General features: G+C 50.5%; 15 protein-coding genes. 5 read left to right on the top strand and 10 right to left on the bottom strand.

Going from position 1 to position 21,133, the window contains the following annotated elements; translation table 11 throughout:
* Window positions 1–77: 77 nt before the first annotated feature.
* The 4 genes from RRF56_RS06445 to RRF56_RS06430 form a co-directional block, all read right to left on the bottom strand.
* Window positions 78–1,181, bottom strand: coding sequence for an S-layer homology domain-containing protein (locus tag RRF56_RS06445; RefSeq protein ID WP_317036814.1), 1,104 nt, complete (start codon window positions 1,179–1,181; stop codon window positions 78–80).
* A gap of 349 nt (window positions 1,182–1,530) precedes the next feature.
* Window positions 1,531–2,601: an anthranilate phosphoribosyltransferase family protein gene (locus tag RRF56_RS06440; protein WP_317036813.1), complete on the bottom strand. Its 1,071-nt coding sequence runs from the start codon at window positions 2,599–2,601 to the stop codon at window positions 1,531–1,533.
* Between the two features lie 45 nt (window positions 2,602–2,646).
* Complete coding sequence (locus RRF56_RS06435; RefSeq protein WP_317036812.1) at window positions 2,647–3,573, bottom strand: LysR family transcriptional regulator; 927 nt, start codon at window positions 3,571–3,573, stop codon at window positions 2,647–2,649.
* A 131-nt stretch (window positions 3,574–3,704) separates the two neighbouring features.
* Window positions 3,705–4,838, bottom strand: a complete 1,134-nt coding sequence (locus tag RRF56_RS06430; RefSeq protein ID WP_317036811.1) for a HEAT repeat domain-containing protein — start codon at window positions 4,836–4,838, stop codon at window positions 3,705–3,707.
* Between the two features lie 304 nt (window positions 4,839–5,142).
* On the opposite strand from RRF56_RS06430, the gene RRF56_RS06425 reads away from it, so the two are divergent.
* The 5 genes from RRF56_RS06425 to RRF56_RS06405 all read left to right on the top strand — a co-directional run bounded on the left by RRF56_RS06425 (window position 5,143) and on the right by RRF56_RS06405 (window position 15,676).
* A complete protein-coding gene (locus RRF56_RS06425) occupies window positions 5,143–6,735 on the top strand; it encodes a ferredoxin--nitrite reductase (RefSeq protein WP_317036810.1) in 1,593 nt (530 codons plus the stop codon).
* Between the two features lie 385 nt (window positions 6,736–7,120).
* Window positions 7,121–9,358, top strand: a complete 2,238-nt coding sequence (locus RRF56_RS06420; RefSeq protein ID WP_317036809.1) for a nitrate reductase — start codon at window positions 7,121–7,123, stop codon at window positions 9,356–9,358.
* Window positions 9,359–9,371: 13 nt separating this feature from the next.
* The gene (locus RRF56_RS06415) at window positions 9,372–9,821 is read left to right on the top strand and encodes a phosphate-starvation-inducible PsiE family protein (RefSeq protein ID WP_317036808.1); all 450 of its coding nucleotides are present in this window, start codon (window positions 9,372–9,374) and stop codon (window positions 9,819–9,821) included.
* 670 nt (window positions 9,822–10,491) lie between these two features.
* A complete protein-coding gene (locus RRF56_RS06410) occupies window positions 10,492–13,662 on the top strand; it encodes a hypothetical protein (RefSeq protein ID WP_317036807.1) in 3,171 nt (1,056 codons plus the stop codon).
* A gap of 304 nt (window positions 13,663–13,966) precedes the next feature.
* Window positions 13,967–15,676 (top strand): hypothetical protein, encoded by a 1,710-nt coding sequence (locus RRF56_RS06405; protein WP_317036806.1) that lies wholly within the window; start codon window positions 13,967–13,969, stop codon window positions 15,674–15,676.
* 115 nt (window positions 15,677–15,791) lie between these two features.
* Here RRF56_RS06405 and RRF56_RS06400 read toward each other — a convergent pair whose 3' ends face one another.
* From RRF56_RS06400 to RRF56_RS06380, 6 genes are all read right to left on the bottom strand, one after another.
* Window positions 15,792–16,595 carry a glycosyltransferase family 2 protein gene (locus RRF56_RS06400; RefSeq protein WP_317036805.1) on the bottom strand — a complete coding sequence of 268 codons (804 nt, stop codon included), beginning with the start codon at window positions 16,593–16,595 and terminating at the stop codon, window positions 15,792–15,794.
* A 26-nt stretch (window positions 16,596–16,621) separates the two neighbouring features.
* A complete protein-coding gene (locus RRF56_RS26375) occupies window positions 16,622–16,978 on the bottom strand; it encodes a DMT family transporter (RefSeq protein ID WP_410510541.1) in 357 nt (118 codons plus the stop codon).
* Complete coding sequence (locus RRF56_RS06395) at window positions 16,975–17,817, bottom strand: sugar phosphate isomerase/epimerase family protein (protein ID WP_317036804.1); 843 nt, start codon at window positions 17,815–17,817, stop codon at window positions 16,975–16,977. The genes RRF56_RS26375 and RRF56_RS06395 overlap by 4 nt, the downstream gene beginning before the upstream one ends.
* Window positions 17,814–18,605, bottom strand: coding sequence for a hypothetical protein (locus RRF56_RS06390; RefSeq protein WP_317036803.1), 792 nt, complete (start codon window positions 18,603–18,605; stop codon window positions 17,814–17,816). The genes RRF56_RS06395 and RRF56_RS06390 overlap by 4 nt, the downstream gene beginning before the upstream one ends.
* A gap of 210 nt (window positions 18,606–18,815) precedes the next feature.
* A complete protein-coding gene (locus RRF56_RS06385) occupies window positions 18,816–19,934 on the bottom strand; it encodes an FAD-dependent oxidoreductase (RefSeq protein WP_317036802.1) in 1,119 nt (372 codons plus the stop codon).
* A 37-nt stretch (window positions 19,935–19,971) separates the two neighbouring features.
* Window positions 19,972–20,976, bottom strand: coding sequence for a glycosyltransferase (locus tag RRF56_RS06380; protein ID WP_317036801.1), 1,005 nt, complete (start codon window positions 20,974–20,976; stop codon window positions 19,972–19,974).
* Between the last annotated feature and the right edge of the window lie 157 nt (window positions 20,977–21,133).

Genomic DNA, 21,133 nt, shown 5'->3' with positions numbered 1-21,133 from the left:
TCGGCAGTACGGGCTTGATATGGCAAAAAAACGCCCCTCAGGGGCGTTTTTTTGCTTAAACCGATAGAGTCTGTGGCTTAGCGGTTGCCGGGGGTTCGACCACCCTCATCATTGCTGCCACCGTGGGGGCGCGAGTTGCCGGGGTCGCAGCCTTCGGGGCCGTTGCCGATACCCTGGTTACAGTTGCGTCGGTTGCGTCTGTCGTCATCATCGTCATCGTCATCGTCATCAACCACATTGACCACGCCGGTTTCGGTGGTGGTGGACTCAGTAGTGGTTTGAGTGGTGGTGATGGTTTCGCTCAGGCTAGAAAAGTTGGTGCTGTTGACGATGTAAGCCGACTGAATTGCTTCAACTTTGCCCATATAGGCCATTGCCTGGTAGACAAAACCACAGGCTTCAGAACGCGAAACCACCCTAAAGAGATTTAGCTCGGTGAGGTTGGGATAGTTGACTAAAATACCTCGCTCTACCAAGGCTGCGATGATGACGCGATACTGGCTGGGGATTTGATTGGCGTCGCTAAAGATGCTCAATAGGCTGTCTACCGACTGCCCCGAGGTAACTTCGGTAATATTTAACCCTCTAGCGAGCATCACCAGCATATCTAGCCGGGTCATAGTGCCGTTGGTGTCAAAAGCCCCGTTGGATATATCTAGAAAGCCCATGCTGTAGGCTTTTTGAATCGCACTGTAGGCCCAGTAACTGCGGGAGACATTGCGCAGGGTAACGACTTGACGAGTGGCAGGCCGATCAAACGCCTGGGCAATCATGGCGGCGTATTGGGCTTTGGTGAGGTTGTTGTTCGGTAAGAAGTTGCCGCCGGGAAAACCACTGACTACTCTAATCGCAGACAGGCGATAGACAAAGTCGCTGGCCCAATAATTGGTGGAAATATCGCTAAAGCTGACCTGGTTGACGGTCGTGGTGGTGGTCGTAGTGCGGCGTTGGTAGATAACTTCGCCCGATTCTATGTCGTCGTCATCATCGTCATCATCGTCGTCTTTGGTGTGAGCTGCATCGAGGGCCTGGTCTAGCAGGGCTTCATCTTTGAGCCAGTCAAAATTTTGGATGGGGCCGGCGGTCTGGGCGATCGCGGCTGCACTGCCCAAAGTAAAGGTGGCTAAAACAGCCGCAAGTGATCCTAGACGCGCTAGTTTAACCCAATTAGGGTGAGTCATTCTCGTTCATTCCTCGTAGGTTTGATGGGCGTGTAAAGGTGATGAGGTAGAGGCAAGCTCGTAGTGTTGCTAACACTAGGTGCCCCTACAATTTGCCCGTGTCATCGATCGCAATCACAATAGTCTTTATTGCTAAACATCCATGACGCGCTAAAAGCCCTGAAGTTACGTCGCTTTTGGCACTTTATACAATTTCTGCCTGAGTTTTAAGATTCTGGTATAAACGAAGAAATTTCGAGCAAAACAAAGGTTTTTGCCCTATATAACCGGTTTGTTCCTGCTCTCTAAACTTTTGCTTACTTACCGGGGCTCACTCAGGAATTGAGCTGGGGATACTCTGACTAGCGGGCTAGCTGTGGCTGTAGGTCAGGGTTTGACTAAGCTCAGCGGCCCGTTGGCGCAGGTCTGTCAGCTTGGCCAAGGCTTGGCCGCTTGAGATCGAGGTTTGCGCTGCGGCCAAACCAGCGTCGAGGGAACTAGCAACCCCTGCCTGCCACAGGTAAAATCCAGCATTCCACAGGGCGGTTTTGGCCAGTTCTGAGGTGTGGCCCGAGAGGGCATCCAGCAGGCGATCGCCCAGGGTTGTCTCATCGCCCAGTTCCACATCGTCGCCCTCAAAGCCGTAGTCGCGGGGGTGCAGCAGCAGCCGTTCAGACTGCCCCAAGTGGTTGACGCCGACGATCGCCGTGCGGCCCCGCGCCAGATCGCAGCTGCCCTCTAGCCCCTTGACGGTGATCCAATCGGTTTGGCTCCGCAGGGCAAAGCTGCCCTGGGCAAACTCTTCGGTGGGGGGGTGCACAAACCCCATCACCAACGTGTGTGGGCCAGCGTAGGGCGACCACAGCAGTTCTACCGTGGCGAGGGGAGGTCGTTTGCCGATTTGCTCACGGTAGGGCACTAACCCGTGGGCTGTAGGAAAGTGCTGGGGCAGGTAGACAAAGCCAATACCGGTGCGGTTGAGCAGGGTATGGGCTTGCTCTAGGCTATGGGGGCGCAGGTTAACCCCCAACTGGCTCCACAGCTCAATCAGCGGAATACCTTCTTTAGTCGGCATGCGATCGCCGCCGTGCAGCACTACCGGCACCCCCGCCGCCGCCAGCACTAAAGCCGTGATGGGGGTAACCGGGGCAGTGCGCGATCGCCCATCGTAGGGGCAGCTGAGCACCAGGGCGCGGCGACCATCGGCGATCGCAGGCAGGGTTGGCCCCAGATCTGCGTAGGCATCGAGAATCCCCGCTAGCTCCTCAGCGGTAGGGCGTTTGATGCGATGGGCAATCATAAACGCGCCGATCTGAGCCGGGGTTGCGGTCTGGGTCAGCATCATGGCGGTAGCGGCGGCGGCCTCGGCGCGGGTTAGCGCCCTGGAGGTATGGCTACCGCTGCCAACTAGTTTGAGCAAATCCCGAAATTCGTTACTCATAGAGGCGATTGCCCCTGGGGGCGGGGAGGGATGACGGATGATTACCTAACTGTAAGATACCGCCGCCGGTCTAGAACGGACCGGCGTTGCCAGGCTCTGCACCAGATCGTGAAATCGCTGAATGGGTGGGATGACGAGGCGATCGCGGGTGGTCACCAGCACCACCGACCGAGTCAGCACTGGCGCTTCGGTGGGGCGCACCGCCAGGCTGGGGTCAGTGTAGGAGTCTGCTAGGGCCGAGCGGGGCAGCAGGGCCAAAAAGTTACCCTGGCGCACGACGCCTCGAAAGGCATCTAGAGTATTTAACTCCATTGCCGGGGTGAAGGTTGCCCCCCGGTCCTGAAACTGCTGCTGCACCAGCCGCTGCATGCCGTAGCCGTCTTTGAAGATGATCTGCGGAAATCGAGACAGCGATTCCCAGGCGATCGCAGGCTGGCAGGCCAGGTCGTGATCGGCGGCCATCAACACTTCCACAGGTTCTTCGAACAGCGGGGTGACCACCATTTCGGGTTGGGTGGTGAGGCGTGGGTTATCCATCACAATCGCCAGGTCGACCAGGCCGTCGCGCAGCACTTTGAGGGAGCGATCGCTGCCCAGGGCCGTCACCCGCAGCTGCACCTGGGGATACTCGGCACAAAACCGCTGGAGCACCGGTGGCAGCACCGTAGCGCAGACCGACTGAATCGCCGCCACGCATAGCTCAGGCTGTTTGCCCGCCATTAGGTCGGCAATTTCTCTAGATACCTGCATCCAGTCTTGGCAAATTCGCCGGGCTTTAGGCAGCAGCCGCTCTCCGGCGACGGTGAGCTTGGCCTGGGCTCCGCGATGAAACAAAGGGGCATCTAGTTCGGCCTCTAGGGCTTGAACCTGTCGGCTAACGGTAGATTGAGTTACCTGGCATTGCTGAGCCGCCGCCTGAAAACTGCCGGTTTCTGCCACCGATAAAAATGCCTGGAGCTGCTCTACGCGCATGCTGGACCCGTATCTACGCCACTGCTAAGCTAAGGCCTTTCAGCTCAGGATCGCCGAGCAGACCTCTACTTGATTAACAGATTGTGCCCTAGCGCTTGGTATCAAAAGTAGCGGAAACAGAACCGTTCATCCTAGGCTGGAGCCGTGGCCAACTGGCGCAGAGCGGCTTCAGCGTGGAGCCGCACCCCCGAATCGGGGTCTTGCAGCAGCGCTTGCAGGGTTGACTCTAGGTTGACAGTGCCCAGTTGGCCTAGGGTTAGCACCAGATGTCGCCGCAGGGGGCTGTGGGCTGGGGTAGTTGGCACAGCGCGCAACCAATCTACCAGGGCCGAAGTCGCCTGGGCTCTGAGGTCGGGAGACAGGGTCGTGAGTCGCGGCACCAGGGCCAGACGCACCGGCTCACCCAGGGTTGCCCAGGCGGCAATCAGGCCATCGAGGGCCGGAGCCGTGCTCTGCCAGATCAGGGCCTGCACCGCCCAGATTTGACGGTCCGTGGGCAGGGTAGAGGTCTGTAGAATCGCCAACAAGGCCTGGGTCGCAGCCAGCGAGGGCAGTCGCCCCAGGCCATAGATCGCCTGCTGGGCAACGCTGTGATCTGCATCGTGCAGCCGGGGCGTTAAGTGCTGAACCATAGGGTCATGGTCGAGGTGTTGCCGCAGACTCAAGAGGCCTCGAATGGCGGCTAGACGCACCGGCACGGCTGGATCGACTAATCCCTGCTCCATGGCAGGCAGGGTGAGCGGGTCAGCATAGCTGCCCAGGGCATCGAGGGCTGTGGCCCGCACGGGCGATCGCTCGTCCTCCATCGCCATCAGCAGGAGGGGAATAGTGTCGGGATGATGAATGCGGGCTAACGCCTGCACCGCGATGGGCCGCAGGGCGGGTTGAGCGAGCTGCTGGCCGAGGGCGGCGATCGCGGGCGGGCCAATTTGGGTCAGTGCTGCTGCCACGGCCTGGCGCAGGTCATCGTCCTCGGTGGTGGCAAAAGTTTCGATCAGCCCGGCAATCACCTCTGGCTGTCTCAGGTCGCCCAGGGTGCGGGCTGCAAACCAGCGAGCCTCCCAGTCTTGGTCGTCGTCTTGCAGAATGGTGAGCAGGTCGGCTAGGGCGGCAGCCCCCAGGCTAGCTACCTGGCGAGCCTGATCCCAGCGATCGTGAAAGTCTCCGGTACAGAGACCGGTTACCGCCGAGCTGGCGGTGGTGGCAGGGCCAGCCTCGCGATCGGCGATCGACTGAGGCAACAAAGGCTGATCAAAGGGGGACAAGGGCAAGCTCCTGATGATTCAATCTGGGTCGAGCGCTAGGCCGGTGAACCCCCTTTACCATAGGCCGTGAATCTAATTTTCCCAACGGTACCCTATGCGATTCGCGCAGAACCATCTTGCAGAGGCTGCATGGTATTGACAAAAACGTATGAGTCTATACAAAAGCCCCTTGGCAGCGGGTCTAGGCTAACCTCACTTGCGCTTATGGGTAACTGCCGCTCGGCGGGGACCTACTCAGAACGCCCAAAACCCTGTCCTCTCCGAGGGGACAGGTCGGTAAACGTCTTGTTACAACGGTGTGCCTGTGACCACTTCTATAGACACGGCCAACACAACGGCCAACACTAAACTCAACAAATTTGAACAGTTTAAGGCCGACAAAGACGGTTTGCTGGTCAAGCACGATCTCGATCGCTTTGCCCAGCTAGGGTGGGAAGCTGTAGACGATACAGACCTCACCCACCGGCTGAAGTGGTTGGGCATTTTCTTTCGCCCGGTGACGCCCGGCAAGTTTATGCTGCGGCTGCGGTTGCCCAATGGGCTGCTGACCGGCTACAAGGCGCGCACTCTGGCCGATATTATCCAGCGCTACGGCGAAGATGGCAGCGCCGACATTACCACCCGGCAAAACCTCCAGCTGCGGGGCATTTTGCTCGAAGACATTCCCGACATCTTTCGCCGCATGCAGGCCGCTGGCCTCACCTCCGTTCAGTCGGGCATGGACAACGTGCGCAATATTACCGGGTCGCCCGTGGCGGGGCTCGATGCCGACGAGCTGATCGACACCCAGGGCTTGGTGCGCAAGGTGCAAGACATGATCACCGCTAACGGCGAGGGCAACCCGGCCTTTACCAACCTGCCCCGCAAGTTCAATATCGCCATTGAAGGGGGCCGCGATAACTCCATTCACGCCGAAATTAACGATATTGCCTTTGTGCCCGCCTACCGAGAAGGTGTACTGGGCTTCAACGTTGTGGTGGGGGGCTTTTTCTCGGCCCGGCGCTGTGAAGCCGCCATACCGCTCAACGCCTGGGTACCGCCTGACGATAGCGTGGTCGAGCTGTGCCGCGCCATTCTTGAGGTCTACCGCGACCATGGCCCTCGGGTGAACCGGCAAAAGGCGCGGTTGATGTGGCTGATCGATGAGTGGGGGATGGACCAATTTCGCGCCGCCGTCGAAACCGCCTACGGCCAGCCCCTGCTATCTGCGGCACCCACGGACGAAATGGATTGGGATAAGCGCGACCACATCGGTGTCTATCGCCAAAAGCAGGTGGGCCTTAACTACGTGGGGCTGCATGTGCCGGTCGGGCGCTTGCAGGCCAGCGACCTGTTCGACCTGGCCCGCCTAGCGGAGGTCTACGGCAGCGGCGAACTGCGTCTGACGGTGGAGCAGAACGTGATTATTCCCAACGTGCCCGACTCGCGGCTGCCGGTGCTGCTGCAAGAGCCGCTGCTGGAGAAATTTTCGATCGCCCCCTCGGCCCTGACGCGATCGCTGGTCTCCTGCACCGGGTCACAGTTCTGCAACTTTGCCCTAGTCGAAACCAAGCAGCGGGCTCTGGCCCTGGCCCTAGCCCTCGACGCCGAGCTTGCGCTCAGTCAGTCGGTGCGCATTCACTGGACGGGTTGCCCCAACTCCTGTGGTCAGCCTCAGGTGGCCGATATTGGCTTGATGGGCACCAAGGTGCGCAAGGATGGCAAGACCGTCGAAGGGGTCGATATCTTTATGGGCGGTAAGGTCGGTAAAGAAGCTCATCTGGGCGAAAAGGTGCAGCAGGGTATTCCCTGTGATGAGCTGCACGGTGTGCTGCGATCGCTGCTCATCGACAATTTCGGTGCCCGACCCAGAGACGCTGCCGAGACCCACAATGGCATCAGGGTAACGGCGGACTAAAAAAAATGTCCTGTGGGCTCTAGGCCCCAGGACACACAGTTTGCATTTGAGGCAAACCTAGCACAGTCGATGGGCCAGTGGCGAGATCGCACATCAGCGTTTCACTATAGTTTCCCAAATAGGGCTGATGATTTCAGCCCTGCCGCCAACAGACTCCTCTCCCCCCGGCTTAAGGGGGGCAGGAGGGATCTCCCAGGGCATCTGAACGTTTTAGCATTCTCACTTCGGTAAGATTCTTCAGGTCCAAGATTTGATCCCCCCGACTGATCTTTTCCAACTTTCTCGCTAAAGCTCCCCTTGAAAAAGGGGGCAGTGCTTAGCAATACCCATCCACCCCCCACCCATCCACTCCCTACCCATCCACCCATCTACCCCCCGCTTCCCCATGACCGATCCGGCTAAAACCTTGTGTCCTTACTGCGGCGTGGGTTGCGGCTTGGAAGTCTTACCTCCGGCCCAGCCTAACCGCCCTACCAACCGCGATGCGGCGGGTAACCCTCTGTGGCAGACGCGGGGCGATCGCGCCCATCCCTCCAGCCAGGGCATGGTATGTGTGAAGGGGGCCACCGTGGCCGAGTCCCTCGATCGCGATCGGCTCAAGTACCCAATGCTGCGGGCATCGCTAGACGACCCCTTCGAGCGGGTGAGTTGGGATGTGGCCTTAGAGGCGATCGTCAGCCGCATTCAGACCGTGCGCCAGACTTTGGGGGCCGACAGTCTTTGCGTCTACGGCTCGGGCCAGTTTCAAACCGAAGACTACTATGTGGCCCAAAAGTTGGTGAAGGGCTGCCTGGGCACCAATAACTTCGATGCCAACTCGCGGTTGTGTATGTCGTCGGCGGTAGCAGGGTACATTCAGAGCTTCGGTAGCGATGGGCCACCCTGCTGCTATGCCGACCTAGAAGCCACTGACTGCGCCTTTTTAATTGGCACCAATGCCGCCGAATGCCACCCGATTGTGTTTAACCGGCTGCGCAAGTACCACAAGCGCCATAGCCACGTAAAGCTGATTGTGGTTGATCCTCGCCACACCGATACCGCCAAGGCTGCCGACCTGCACTTAGCTATTCGCCCTGGCACCGACATTACCCTGCTCAACGGCATCGGCCACCTGCTGCTGCGCTGGGGTGCCCTCGACCCTGAGTTTATCGACGGCTGCACCGAAGGTTTTGCCGCCTACACCGAGGTGCTGCGCCACTACGAGCCGGAGATGGTGGCCGAGCGCTGTGGCATTACCGTAGCCGATCTCGAAACGGCTGCCCGCACTTGGTCTAAGGCCAAGGCCGTGCTGTCGCTGTGGTCGATGGGGTTGAACCAATCCTCCGAGGGTACCGCCAAAGTTCGCGCCCTGATCAACCTGCATCTCATGACCGGTAACGTGGGTCGACCGGGGGCGGGGCCGTTTTCCCTCACCGGACAGCCCAATGCTATGGGGGGGCGCGAGGCTGGGGGGCTTTCCCATATTCTGCCCGGCTATCGTCTGGTCAAAAATGCCGACCATCGCCGCCAGGTCGAAGACTTCTGGCACCTGCCCGCCGGTCAGATCTCCGCCACCCCCGGTCTAACCGTGGGCGAGATGATGCTGGCCCTAGAGCACCAGCAGGTGGGCCTGCTGTGGATTGCGGCCACCAACCCAGCGGTCAGTCTGCCCGACCTCAACCGCACCAAAGCTGCCCTGCGGCGATCGCCCTTTACCGTCTACCAAGACGCCTACTACCCTACCGAAACCGCCGAATTTGCCCACCTGTTGTTGCCCGCCGCCCAGTGGGGCGAGAAGACCGGCACTATGACCAACTCTGAGCGGGTGGTCACCCTCTGCTCTGCCTTTCGGTCGCCCCCAGGTGAGGCCCGCCCTGACTGGGAAATTTTTGCTGAGGTGGGTCGCCGCCTGGGCTTTGCCGACCAGTTTGCCTTTGCCGACAGCGCTGCGGTCCATCGCGAGTTTGCTCAGCTCACCCGCAGTCGGCCCTGCGACATCACAGGCGTCAGCCACGATCGTCTAGCGGCCCTTGGCCCGATCCAGTGGCCTTGCCCCGATCCCGAAACGCCCTCCACGGCGGCTGATCGATACGACAAACGCCTCTACACACGAGGTATCTTCAACACCCCCAATGGCCGCGCCCGTTTCGCGGCCCTGCACTCTAACGGTCTGGCCGAACCGCCCGATGACCAATATCCCTTTGTGCTCACCACCGGGCGACTCTACGGCCACTGGCATACCCAAACCCGCACCGGTCGCATCGAAAAAATTCAAAAAATGCACCCCGCTGCGTTTCTAGAGATCAACCCCCGCGATGCCCAGCAGCTCAAAGTGCAGGGGGGTGAATGGGTGGAGGTGCGATCGCAGCGAGGTAGCGCCCGCCTACCGCTGCTGGTCACCCAAAACATTCGCCGGGGCACGCTGTTTGTGCCGATGCACTGGGGCAGTCTGTGGGCCGAGGGGGCCGAGTGCAACGCCCTCACCCACCCCATCGCCTGTCCAGTCTCAGGCCAGCCCGAGCTGAAAGCCTGTGCTGTGCAGGTGGTGCCCCTGGGTCGCCTCACTCCAGAGCAGGCTGCGGCTCCTACAGCTTTACCCCAAGCCCTAGAATCGTCTATTCTCTCAGCAGCACCCACCCCCTGAGTAGTAAACCGCCATGGCGAACCGGGCTCGACAGCTGATCGATCAGTTCAAGAACGAAACGTTTCTTCTCCGATTACACCAGTTTGAAGGCAATATTTCCAAGCTACTTTCCCTGGGGATGGTGGTCGTCATTTTGGCGATCGTGTTCGATCTGGCCGTAGTGCTGGTGCAGGCGATCTTTACCAGCAGTCCCGGCATGTTTCTCGGCCAAACCGTGATCGATATTTTTGGCCTGTTCCTGACGGTGCTGATCGCCCTAGAGATTTTAGAGAACATCACCGCCTACCTCCAAAAGCACGTGGTGCAGGTAGAGCTGGTGATCGCCACCGCCCTGACGGCGGTGGGCCGAAAGTTCATTATTCTAGACTTGACCAAGGTGACGGGGACAACGCTGATCGGGCTGGCTTTGGCCATCTTTGCCCTGGCTGTCAGCTACTGGATTGTGCGATCGAGCCACCGGTAAAGCCTACGCTAGCCGTCTAGTGTAAACGGGAGTACCCACTTTTGGCAAAATACTCAACGAGTGCATTCCAGTTGCGTAGTCCACCCTGCAGGAATCAAGTTACACCCTAAATCCCTTGCAAATGGACGAGCCTATGCCGAGGCATAGGCTCTAACGCGTTGTCCAGTATGGTAATATGGCACACTCAAAGAAAAGAATATGACGACTTATTGTTTCTCCAGAAGTTCGTACTATTTGGCAAATCCCTGCTTTTGAGATGCCCCTTTAGATAGGCAAGCAGTATTCTTGGTGTTTTGTGATTAATGTCATTCATGAAGGCGATCGCATTAAGAACTCGTTCACTAGAATGTGTCCTTTAAAAATCAATGCCACTGCCACCATCATCATTGGTGATGGTGGCAGTAAATACGGCTCACTTGAATTGAGTTTTTTGCAACAGATGGGAATGCCGAGGTTATTATTTATGAATTGCTAGCCGATCTCTCGCATCAAGTACGTAGGTCTGTTATCGCCATATTGAACTTCCAGCCATTCGTCAATATCCGAAGGGAAAGGTGCTAACCAAGATTAATAGTTAAAGGCAATCCATCGACTCTAAAGAGCCTACTCAGTGCATTTTTCAGAAGATATAAACCAACCATCAAGCAGACGACAAAAAATACATGCAACAATGACTAAACAACTCTCTATTATCGAATTTTTTGCTACTGCTATTGCTTCAATCACAATAGCTTCAATCTCACTAATACTTAGCTTAAAAGTCGCAAGCCCACCGGTCTATTCTGACTTTATTGTCGGCAATATCACTTGGTCTGACAGTGATAAACTGCAAGATCTTCTTGCAATGCCTGTTTTTATTTTAACATCATTTATTTCGTTTAATATTTTTGTTTCGTTAATACGAAGACTGAAAAATAATGATAGTGAGAAATACTCCAGATCTTTTTCAGTCCAGCTAATTTGGTGGTCATTGCCAACCATTGCAGCGATGTTTAGCCAAATACTAGGAGGTTGGAGTAATGAAAATTTATTCCCAGTGTCTGCTGTTGGAATTATCTTCATCTCAGTAGCTTCTAGATACCAATCCCCAAAAATTCTGGGTGCCGAAGCGCTTGGATTAAATGTACTTGCTATCCTTTTTCTCTCTCTAATACCATTGGAGGCTGCACTTATACTAGGACGTGCATCAGTTTTAGTTATAGATAACAATAATGTTTCTAAATTTGCAAGCCTGACATATTTGACTGCTGCCTTAGGTTTGATAGCTACCCTTATTTTGGCACTTCGTAGTCCCCATAAGTTTTCCCGTTTTCTTCCTAAACTTTTGTTTTTGAGCCAAATTGGACTTCCTTTTATTTTTCTAACGCTTTATCCTGCGAAGCTTTTACAACAGGATGGCTCCCTGACTCAATATGAAACAACGATCTGGCTAAAAATTCTAGTCTCTGGGCTAATTTTGTTAGGTTTGAGCGATTTAGTTTTGCGATACCGTAGGAATTTTGAAACGAAAAATTTGACTGCGCTATTATCGCCAGTAGCCTTATTTTCGCTTCTAGTAGGCTTGAAGCTTGGAAATACTTTTTCTCCTAATATTAGCCCAGATGACTATCATTTTGGTGAACAATTGATTGGCTGGTGGTCTTATATATATGGAAAAATTCCCTATATAGATTACATTCCGCCTCATGGATTAATTGACAATGACTTAAGTCTTTTTCTTTCGTCAATATTTTATGATTCTTCTGCTGCAAGCATTGCAGAGGCAAGTCGTCTTAGTTTTGCACTTTTAGCTTTTGTAGCATTTGTATCAATATATTATTTCTCCAATAGTGTTGGTCTAGCATTTGTCTCTATCTTTTTTTTAGTAGGTGGGCGGTTGTCGTTTCTTTTCCTGACACCTTTTCTATGTCTGTGGTTTAGTTTCTACTTAAGAGAAAATCCATCAAAATGGCTCAGTGTTTGGATATTAACTGCACCTTTTGTCATTTTAGGGGTTCCTCCACAAGGCCTTCTACTTGTTGCATCCTCTGCAGTGATGGCTATTTACTTCGCAAGGCGTTTTTTACATTGCGACAATCGCAACTGGAGCAATATTGGTGGCTCTCTCTTTATCCTAAGCATTTCTCTACTTGTAACACCCTTAGGGGTAATGCTCTTTGGTGCTACTAGATATGTATTGGAAAATAGCTCAATTAACCAAATTGCTTACGGCATACCTTGGCATTTAAGTTGGCAAGAACCTACTAAATCTGGTTTTCTATTTGAAATAGTGCGTATGTCTTGGGCTGCAATCCCGTTAGCTTGTCTTTTAGTAATTTATATCTTGATCAAAGATAAAAAAAATCGAAATAAAGAAGGGACCCTTCCTATTATTGTTGTCTTAATTTTTATTTTGTTATTAATACCCTACTCTATGGGTCGCATTGATCCGGGGGGTGTATCTCGTCCAGGGCTTGTTTCAATCTTTGGATGGGCAATTTTATTTCCAATTTCTTTGTGGCATCTGATAAAACCCATTCATAGAACGCCGCTAGTATTGTTGGTTGCGAGCATGTGTGCGGCTCTAAACTTTTCCCCTTTATCCTTTTCCAATTTGGGATCCGTTAGTTCTTCGCAAATAAATACACCAATGTTAAGGGACGGACAAAGTTTTGGACTTCCTAACCTTGGTAAGGTTTACGTACAAGAGGATCATTGGGATCGTCTCTATCGACTTAACAAGTTACTAGATGAAAAAATACTACCCGGTGAGACCTACCTAGATCTGACATCCCGGAATGCACAATATTTTTATTTTAACCGCAGGCCGCTTGTCTCTATAACAGCACCATACAACATGGCATCGCTCGTTCAACAAAAACGTGTAGTTCAAAAACTGTCCTCTAACTTGCCAAGAATTGCTCTTCTAGAAGGATCTAATATTAACCATGACGGTGGTGGGCTTGCACTTCGGAATCCTTACCTTTACAGATTTGTGGTTGAAAATTATATTCCTCGGTACGAAGAAGGATTTACTATTGGTTATAGTAAGAAACATTGGCAAGATAAAAGTAAATCAGAAATTCAGTCTACTCCCAAAAACTTAACAGATTTAAGTTGGGAGCGTGGTATCCATAGAAGCGAAGCTGCAATTATCTCTGATGATCCTGAACTGATTGGTATTATTAACCCTGGTGATCAGATTGTCCTAAGTGGAGGTGATGTAAGAAAGGTTAAAAGAGTAGAGAGCGAAAGCAATGTGATATGGCTTGATGGTAATTCTCTGGAATCCAAAACAGTTGGTCATCCTGATTTGTTTAGAGTTCCTGTTACCCCTGAATCTCTAAATGATTACAGAGATGCACTCTTCCAACGTGCATTTTCTCAGTCTTTCTTGCATAAGATACCCATTTCATGGGGGCGCTCACTAGCTAAGCTAGAGCGTAAAATGGATTTTGTTAAAAGTTTAGATATCAAAAGATCCTCTTTAAAAGATTTTACTAAAGAGAATGGTTTCTACAAGGTGGCTGGCGACGACCCAAGCATTAGCTTTGATGCCAATAATTTAGGTTTGTCTGGGCAAAATGCTGGCTTGCTTAGGTTCAACTTTTCCTGTATTGGTAAAATTTCTGATCCTACAATACAAGTTTTTTGGTGGGGAGATCATCATCTTGGTGCTTATGAGAAATCAAGCCTCAAATTTACAGCGGGTGAAGGAGTAATGATTGTTCCCCTTGACTCATCGTCTTACTGGGTTAACCAAAAAATAATTCACGGTATTCGCATTGACTTGGACAATGCTAACGCTTGCCAGAAAATTAGCATAACTAATCTTGAACTACTAAATCGGAACTTTAAGTAAGAAATTTTGCTCTTCTTGCTGACTATGAAAGAGCTTAGCGGGTGACAAGGGAACTCAAATTCATACAGCACAGGACTTTGAGATCTGATTGACTGACAAAAGTTCTAATGTAGGTTGGCGTTGAGCGAAGCGAAACCCAACACCAGCAACGGTTTTGTTGGGTTATGCTGACGCTAACCCAGCCTACGGCAGGACTAAATAGTTCAGACAAGCTATTCACAAGTGGTCGTAGGTGCCCGAAACGATGATAGAGGCCGTTCTACCTAATGTTGTAGACTTGTTGATAGACAGCTAAGTATAGATAATGTCTTGGAAAAAGTGGACTGCTAAAATATTTGCCGCCAGTCAAAAACTCAAGGCCTTGCCTCAACCCATTCAGCTAATTTTAATGCTGATTCTTGGGATGTTTATATTAGCCCTAAGAAATCTTGATCCACTGCTAAACCCAGTCATATATGCAGAGGACGGGGCTTGGACTGCAATAGCAATGACAAATGGGTGGGATTATGTTTTTCTCCATGCTCGATCAGATTACTTTGTTTGGGGAAACATACTATTTCTTTGGCTTGCTTCTACGTCCTCAAGTTTATTTTGCGGTAATGAATTAAGCTGCCTACCAGTCACTGTCACCCTGTGGAGCTACTTCTTTTTTTCTATAGTTGCCCTGCTGGCCTGGTGGGCAACTGCAGGAGTTTTGCCCCTTCGCTTCAGGTGGGCTTTATTTTTTCTAGCTATTTTCCTTCCCCTTGGCAACACAGCTAACGAAGTGATTGGGAGAATTGTTAATATAGGCTATTTGTTTGTTTTTTTAGCTCTGCTGCTCATGGTTTTGAGGATTAGAAAAAAAGGCAATAGGGTAGCAATTGATTTATCTTTGCTGGTCTGTGCTGCCACTAACCCAGTTTGTTTTTTACTAGTGCCGATACTGTCGCTTTTTTCGCTTCGAGGTTTTGATGCTCGTCAACTTTTTGTGGCTCTACGTAACTGGGGCAAGCAGTACGCACTCCTCTTCCTCGGCCTGGGCTTTCTAATTATTCTTAGAATAGTTACTGCTGCCGACACAGCGAGTGTCGAAGTGGCTGGATCAATGCGCTTTACCAGTTTAATTGAAACTGCGCTAGCAAGGCCATTGCTGTATCCGATTATCTTTCCTTTCTACGGCAGCCTAAACGATGTTTTGACAGTTGTATTGACAGGTATTTTAGGAGGTTTGTTCTTCTATCTACTTCGGACTACGGATAAAAGAGATCCAGCGCTTTTGCTGGTCAGCATGGGCACCGTGACGCTGTCAATCTTCTTAGTGGCCACTGTGTATATGAGGCCAATTCTGACGGAGATACTTGGCGGCTATCTCACAACTTTTCCCGACCGATACTTTATGGGAATCAACATTCTCGTAATTTTTATCTTGATAGCCTTGATCAGTTCAAGGTCTAAAACCCCTTTGTCGAGAAAGGTAAAAAAGGTATTTTTCTCATTACTAATTGCCATTCACGTGCTCTCGCTCCCTTGGACTATAGAACTTGGCTGGCCACGTATGAGAATTGCCGTAGGTCCGGATTTTAGCGGCTCGCTCTGTTTAAGTACTGTAGCGTTGCAAGACCAACCTGTTAACGAAATCAACACTGTATCCGTGCCGATTTATCCAGAAAGCTGGACAATGGTTGTGCCTAGAGACCGTGTTTTAGACGCTACCCAGGCCTGGAATTGCCTAAAAAAAAGTGAAGAACTGGCAAAGAAGTCAGAGGAAGCGTTCTACATATCTGACGAGAATTGGAGTCGGGGAATTGCCTTGCACTGGACGGGATTCTTTGTTCCAAGTACTGAAGAAAACTTGCGTGAGTACAGTCCTGGAAGGTTTGTGATATTTGAAAACGGCGATAGACGAAAAGTTGTTCGAGTGGAAGCTAATGATCCATACCTAAATATTTTTTTGGAAGGAGAACGGCTTAACCCTGAAGCCGTTGGACTGCCAACCATCTACTCAGTTACAGACTCTGATGTAGTTGAATAAATGTGAAAAACTTGATGCCTGCCGCGAACAAAAAATAATTATATCTAATAGTTCAACCGCAGCCCGACCTGAAACATTTTATGATCTAGGAATCGTGTCCGCTGTGCTGGATCACCTAGCGCCTGGGATTATAAGCGCCAAGGCATGCTCGAATAAGTATCGAGAATACGGACAGATTACCACTAACGCTGCTGATTTTAGTCGGCACTTTGCCTGTAGCCGGATACCGACGAGCAGTTGGCAGCTCAATGCAGCGATAGCCTAGCTTTGGTGCTCTATAGGAGAGATAGGCTAGAAGTTCATAGGTCAAAAACACATCGCGGAAGGGGGCAACGGCAGGATCTAAAAGCAGTTGACGGCTATAGGCTCTAAAACCCTGGGTGGTATCGGTCCAGTTAAATCCAGAAGAGATGCTGAGTAGGGGAGCATGAATCCATCGAATCGCAAATTCACGGATTTTGGGAGTGTTTTTACCGATTCCTCCCGGCACATAGCGCGAAGCTTGAACGAAATCTATGCCGCTTTTTAAGGCCGCAATAAAACGTTGTATGGCCTCTGGGTCGTCTTTGTTGTTTCCATCAATCGTGACTATACCTTCATAGCCCTGGTTGAGGGCGAAAGCATAGGCACAACGGAGTTGAGCACTAAGTTTACCTGGTCCTCTTTTCACCAGCAGACCCCGCACACCTTGATGCTGAAGCACAGCCTGATCTAACGATCCGTCAGTACTACCCCCATCTACAATCACCACGTCTGCCAGTTCCATGATTTTGAGGTCTGACATTTGGTAAATTAGCTGACCAATGCGAGACCCTTCATTAATGACCGGAATGACAACGCACCAGGGTTTAGTTTTGCCTAACCAAAGGGGAGTATCAAACTCAGGTACTTGCCAGTTTAGCTGATCGTTTAAGGACATGGTAAAACCCGTAAATACAACCCCATTTAGTTAACGCGAGCAGTAATGAGAATAACTCCTGCTACTACTAATCCAATGCCTATACCAGTACTCCAATAGAACGGCTCTCGAAAAATGACTAGGGATAGGATTGCTACTGTTGCTACAGCACCTGAGGTCATGATGGGGTGCGCTATATTTAAAGGTAGGATCGATAACGCAGCTGTGTACAGTAAAAAGGTAGCTCCATACAGTGTTAACCCTAACCAAAATGGCCAGTTGCTCAGCCCTGCCGCAGGATCGCTTAGAGAAGGAAATTGACGAGGCGGTAACATAGCAAACTTAATTAGAGCGCTAGCTGACGCGTTAGCGGCAATACCAGACAGCAGAATGAACCACTTCATGCGTATACTTTTTCTGTAGTTGAATCGTTTCGATAATAGCGAATGGCTACTTTAAGAGCCCGCTCAATAGCGGCCAAATTTGTTTTTCCGTTGGTAGCTAGCATCTCAATGCTAACGATCTGGTCGGGTAGCTTAGTGCTTATCACTTGGCCTATGGCAGAGTGATCGCAACCGCCCTCTCCTAGAGGCACCAGACCTGGTTCACTGGCATGGATATGTCCGATGATGGGAGCGTAGGTGAAAACAACATCTTCAGGCGATTCTTGATTGATTGTCATTGCCCCCGTATCTAACTGCATGCGAATAGATGGATGGGCAATCTGGTTGACGACTGCCGCTGTTTCAGCACTATTTATCATGAAATTAGCGCCGTAGCAGGGTGGATTGGGTTCGAGGCAAATGGTTACCCCATGGCTGCCTGCAATATCTCCAAGACGCTGGAAAAACTCTAAGGCTAGCGTATCGGTCTGAGCGCTAGTCAACCCACTACGGTCACGGTTCTTAGGCGAGCCGAATGCCAACCGTGGGGCACCTAAACCTGAGCCAATGCGACATACGGCATCTAGGTGACTCAACATCTGATCTCTAGAGGTCGGGTCGCCAAAAAGATTTAGACCGGTAGTACCAAAGAGCAAGGCCTGCATTCCAGTAATGCTAATTCCATGGTCGGCCCACCAGGTGCTAACGCGCTCAATGTCCCTATCTGTGGTTTGGGGTAAATTGTCAAAGTACTTGCCTGGAGCCGTATCAATCGCGTCTATACCATAGCGGCTAAGTAGCTCAGCGACGGCTTCGTCGTCGCCCACATCCCAGGCAATGTTAGATATGGCAATTCTCATGCATCTGCTCCGGTTTTGATCTGGGCTGTGGGCTCTGATTGTGCATAGGCACGAATAGCCTGCAGCGTTTCACGCCGGCTGTATTGATAGGCGCTGTGACCATTGAACAGCTTACCGTAAATCGATTTGAAATCGTAGCATACCTGCGATCGCGGCAAAGTATGAGTAAATGCTTTGCCAAAACCATCGCGAGCAACGTCGGACACACTGATGGGTTCAGCAGTTAGGTGAACAAGGTTGAGCTGTAGCTCTAAAGCCGTTTGAATGTCATACCAGAGATTGACCATGGGATAAAATTGAAATATATTTCGGCTGTCAATAGCATCTAGATTATTGTCATTTAAAAAATCAAAGATTATGTTTTTGCGCAGGCCAGGGCCAACTAAGCCCGGTAGCCTCACTATTAAGTGCTTCGAAAAACGCGACTCCACAAAGGTTTCTAGGTAGCGACGGTTTAAGCCATAGGGGTGTAAGTCTTGCTCGTCGACGGGCGTTTCTTCGTCTACATTTATTGGATCTTTAAAGACATCTACAGTACTAATCAAAATAAAGTTTTGACATTTTATACTATCTAAGTGACTAATTAACGAGTCAATATTCTGTCGATCGGATATAGGGTCACGGTTGGCTAGCCATTTTTGGGCAGGAGCGGCGGCGCAAACACACAGATCAAACTCTTTATTTTTAATCGTTTCTATGTTGTTTGACCGAAAGAATTCGTCAAGCGAAAATTGCTTACGGATGGTTTGCCCGACAAAACCAGAATAGCCTACGAGTGCCGTGGTCATGAAAATTTCTCCTGAAAAATTTAGCTCGTTTGCAAATAAAACTACATTAAAGATATTAGTATGGTGATTGCATGCTTGCTCCAAAAATTGCTTGATAGAATACTTGAACAGCTAAAAAAATCTATAGTAACTAGTTATTAATTTTCTGGCTGCTTGTCTGCAAGGCTAACAATTCAAAAGTATAACTGCTGACTAAGTTAATGGTTTTGTTTACTTGTCAGCATCCTTAGAAATTTCTGTTTCCAGCCTGATCAAGCAGTCATATATATTATCTAATTTTCCACCTAGGATGGAATAGCAACCTGGTAAATCTTTGTGTTGCTCAAACAAGATGGGGCGTCCGTCGTCGCCCTCATTTTTGATCAGTACAGTTTTAATTTCAAACAAAGAGTCTACATAATCTACATCGCGAATTGCTGGTAAATATCGTGATACATCCCGAATGATTCGGTCTACCCGAGTAGTTTGTTTGTACTCATTGAGCTGCTGATAGGGATCAATTCCAGGTTTGTCAAGCCAGTGCAGGTGAGGGGTGTACCGAACATGAGTGAGGGAATGAAGCTTGCGGTGAGGGAAAGGCATTAAAGAGAAAAAAGAGCCATCCATTACGGTAATCCCTAAGTTGGCCAGTCCACTAGGGGGTTTGACCAAAGCTATTTCGGCAATCTCATGCTTTAGCCGCGTTTGTGTTCCTACAAAATCGCCACCGATCTGATTTAAGCCACTATAAGTGCAATTGAATACATACCGGGCAGAGAGGATTTCAGGGGATTGACCTGACTGGGCACACTCAACCGTTAAACCCGGGTTACCAATACGAATTTGGCTTACCCGAGTTTCTAATTTTAATTCTACTCCTAGATTTTTTAGCGTTTTTTCAAGATGCTCTTTTAATACGCTGGCATCAAAGGCGTATTCTTCGACTAAAAAAACCTGCTCAATAAGGCGAGGTTCAAATAATAGTCGGAGGTTTTGAGGTGCTGGCTCAACATAGGCACCAATATCGCGACAAAAGCGAACAAACTGCTTTGCTGTGACATTTGAGTTGCGGCGAGCGATTGCATAGAGCTTGGTGAAATTGCGAATGGCGGCTTTTGGATAATCGTGCAAGAACTGGGGCAGATTAATTTGACTACGACAAGCTGTGGTGAAGCTGCGGGGATAATGGTAGCCATTGTGAATACGTGCCTGATTGTTGTAGGAAGCCCGCGAGAGGATAGTTGACTGCTGCTCGATTAGTAAGACCTTTGAAAAGTCAGACTTTGTCATCAGGTAGTTGGCGATAACGGTTCCATAAAAACCCCCACCGATTACAATGGCGTCGTACATATATTGATATATAGATCAACTAATCAGCGATAGTAAATTAATCAGCTAAGTGACGCTTACTGGTTTCGGCTTCTTCAAGGTTTAATTTTTGGTGTCGAGTTATCACGGCGCTAGTAAACTCTTGAGCAACATGATATGGAGGACCTTCATTGCTAAGTCGAGACATATGGAGAATGTATTCACTGAGCATGGCTAAGACCAGTGAAATCAAGAAAAACATGCCTGACTGCTGCAATGACAAGGTGGTCCAGCCGGGTGCTACATCTGGCTTGCTGAGCGCGATCGCAATAACATAAATCGAATACACTACATTTGAAAATGCGCCAAACAGTGATAGCGATGTCACCAGCCTCATGGGCCAGTAGGTTGTAGCTACCATCAATCGCATGCCAAGATCGATATTTTCTCTAAGTTTTTTCTTTTGGGTAGATTGAGGTCTACTGCTGTAGGCTAAATTGACCTTAGAGAACCCGGCTGTTGCAGGAAGATAGCGATAAGATAGCGCCGGGGCCGGGTGTTGTAGCACAAAATTTATGACCCGTTTGCTCAGTAAACGAAAGCGCGGCGCTTCTGACATCATGTCGATGCCGTTGAATAGTTTGTATGTTTTTCTGAAAAACCAAAAACAGCTCCGATACGCCATGCTTTGTTTTGGGCGCTGCTTATTCATGGCAAATACTACGTCCGCTCCGCTCATTGCCCGTTCTAACATGGTGGGAAGAAAGTAGATGTCGTCTACTAGGGGTTCGATGACTGCGACAAAATCTCCTAGCGCATTTTCAAGCCCTACCCAGGAAGCTGTATCGGCGTCAACTCCTTTTGTTAAGGCATAAACTTGAAGATTAGGAAAGCCGTGCTCTTTAGTAACTTGCTTGAGAATCTCAATGGAATCATCCTCTGATGCATTATCGATGATGATAAGTTCATAATCACTTACGATCGGCGCTATGGCAGCGGTCAGTTGCTCTGTTAGGTCTACGATTTCTAGTGCTTGATTCCGCACGACAAAGACTATAGACAGAAAAACTGGAAAATATTTCATAACCCTACCGACTTCACGTTTCCAATTTCGTTTGATTTCGCCTGATTCGCCTCTTAGCCTAAATGAGAATCCTATGGCATCGGTCTTAAAAAGACTAGGCGCTTAAAGCCGATGAAATGTATTTGGGTGGGTCTTTTGTGTCATTCATTCTGTCTAC

The organism is Nodosilinea sp. E11 (genome assembly GCF_032813545.1).
Lineage (GTDB): Bacteria > Cyanobacteriota > Cyanobacteriia > Phormidesmidales > Phormidesmidaceae > Nodosilinea.
Note: the sequence above shows the minus strand (reverse complement) of the source record. Positions and strands in the feature narration are given on the sequence as shown.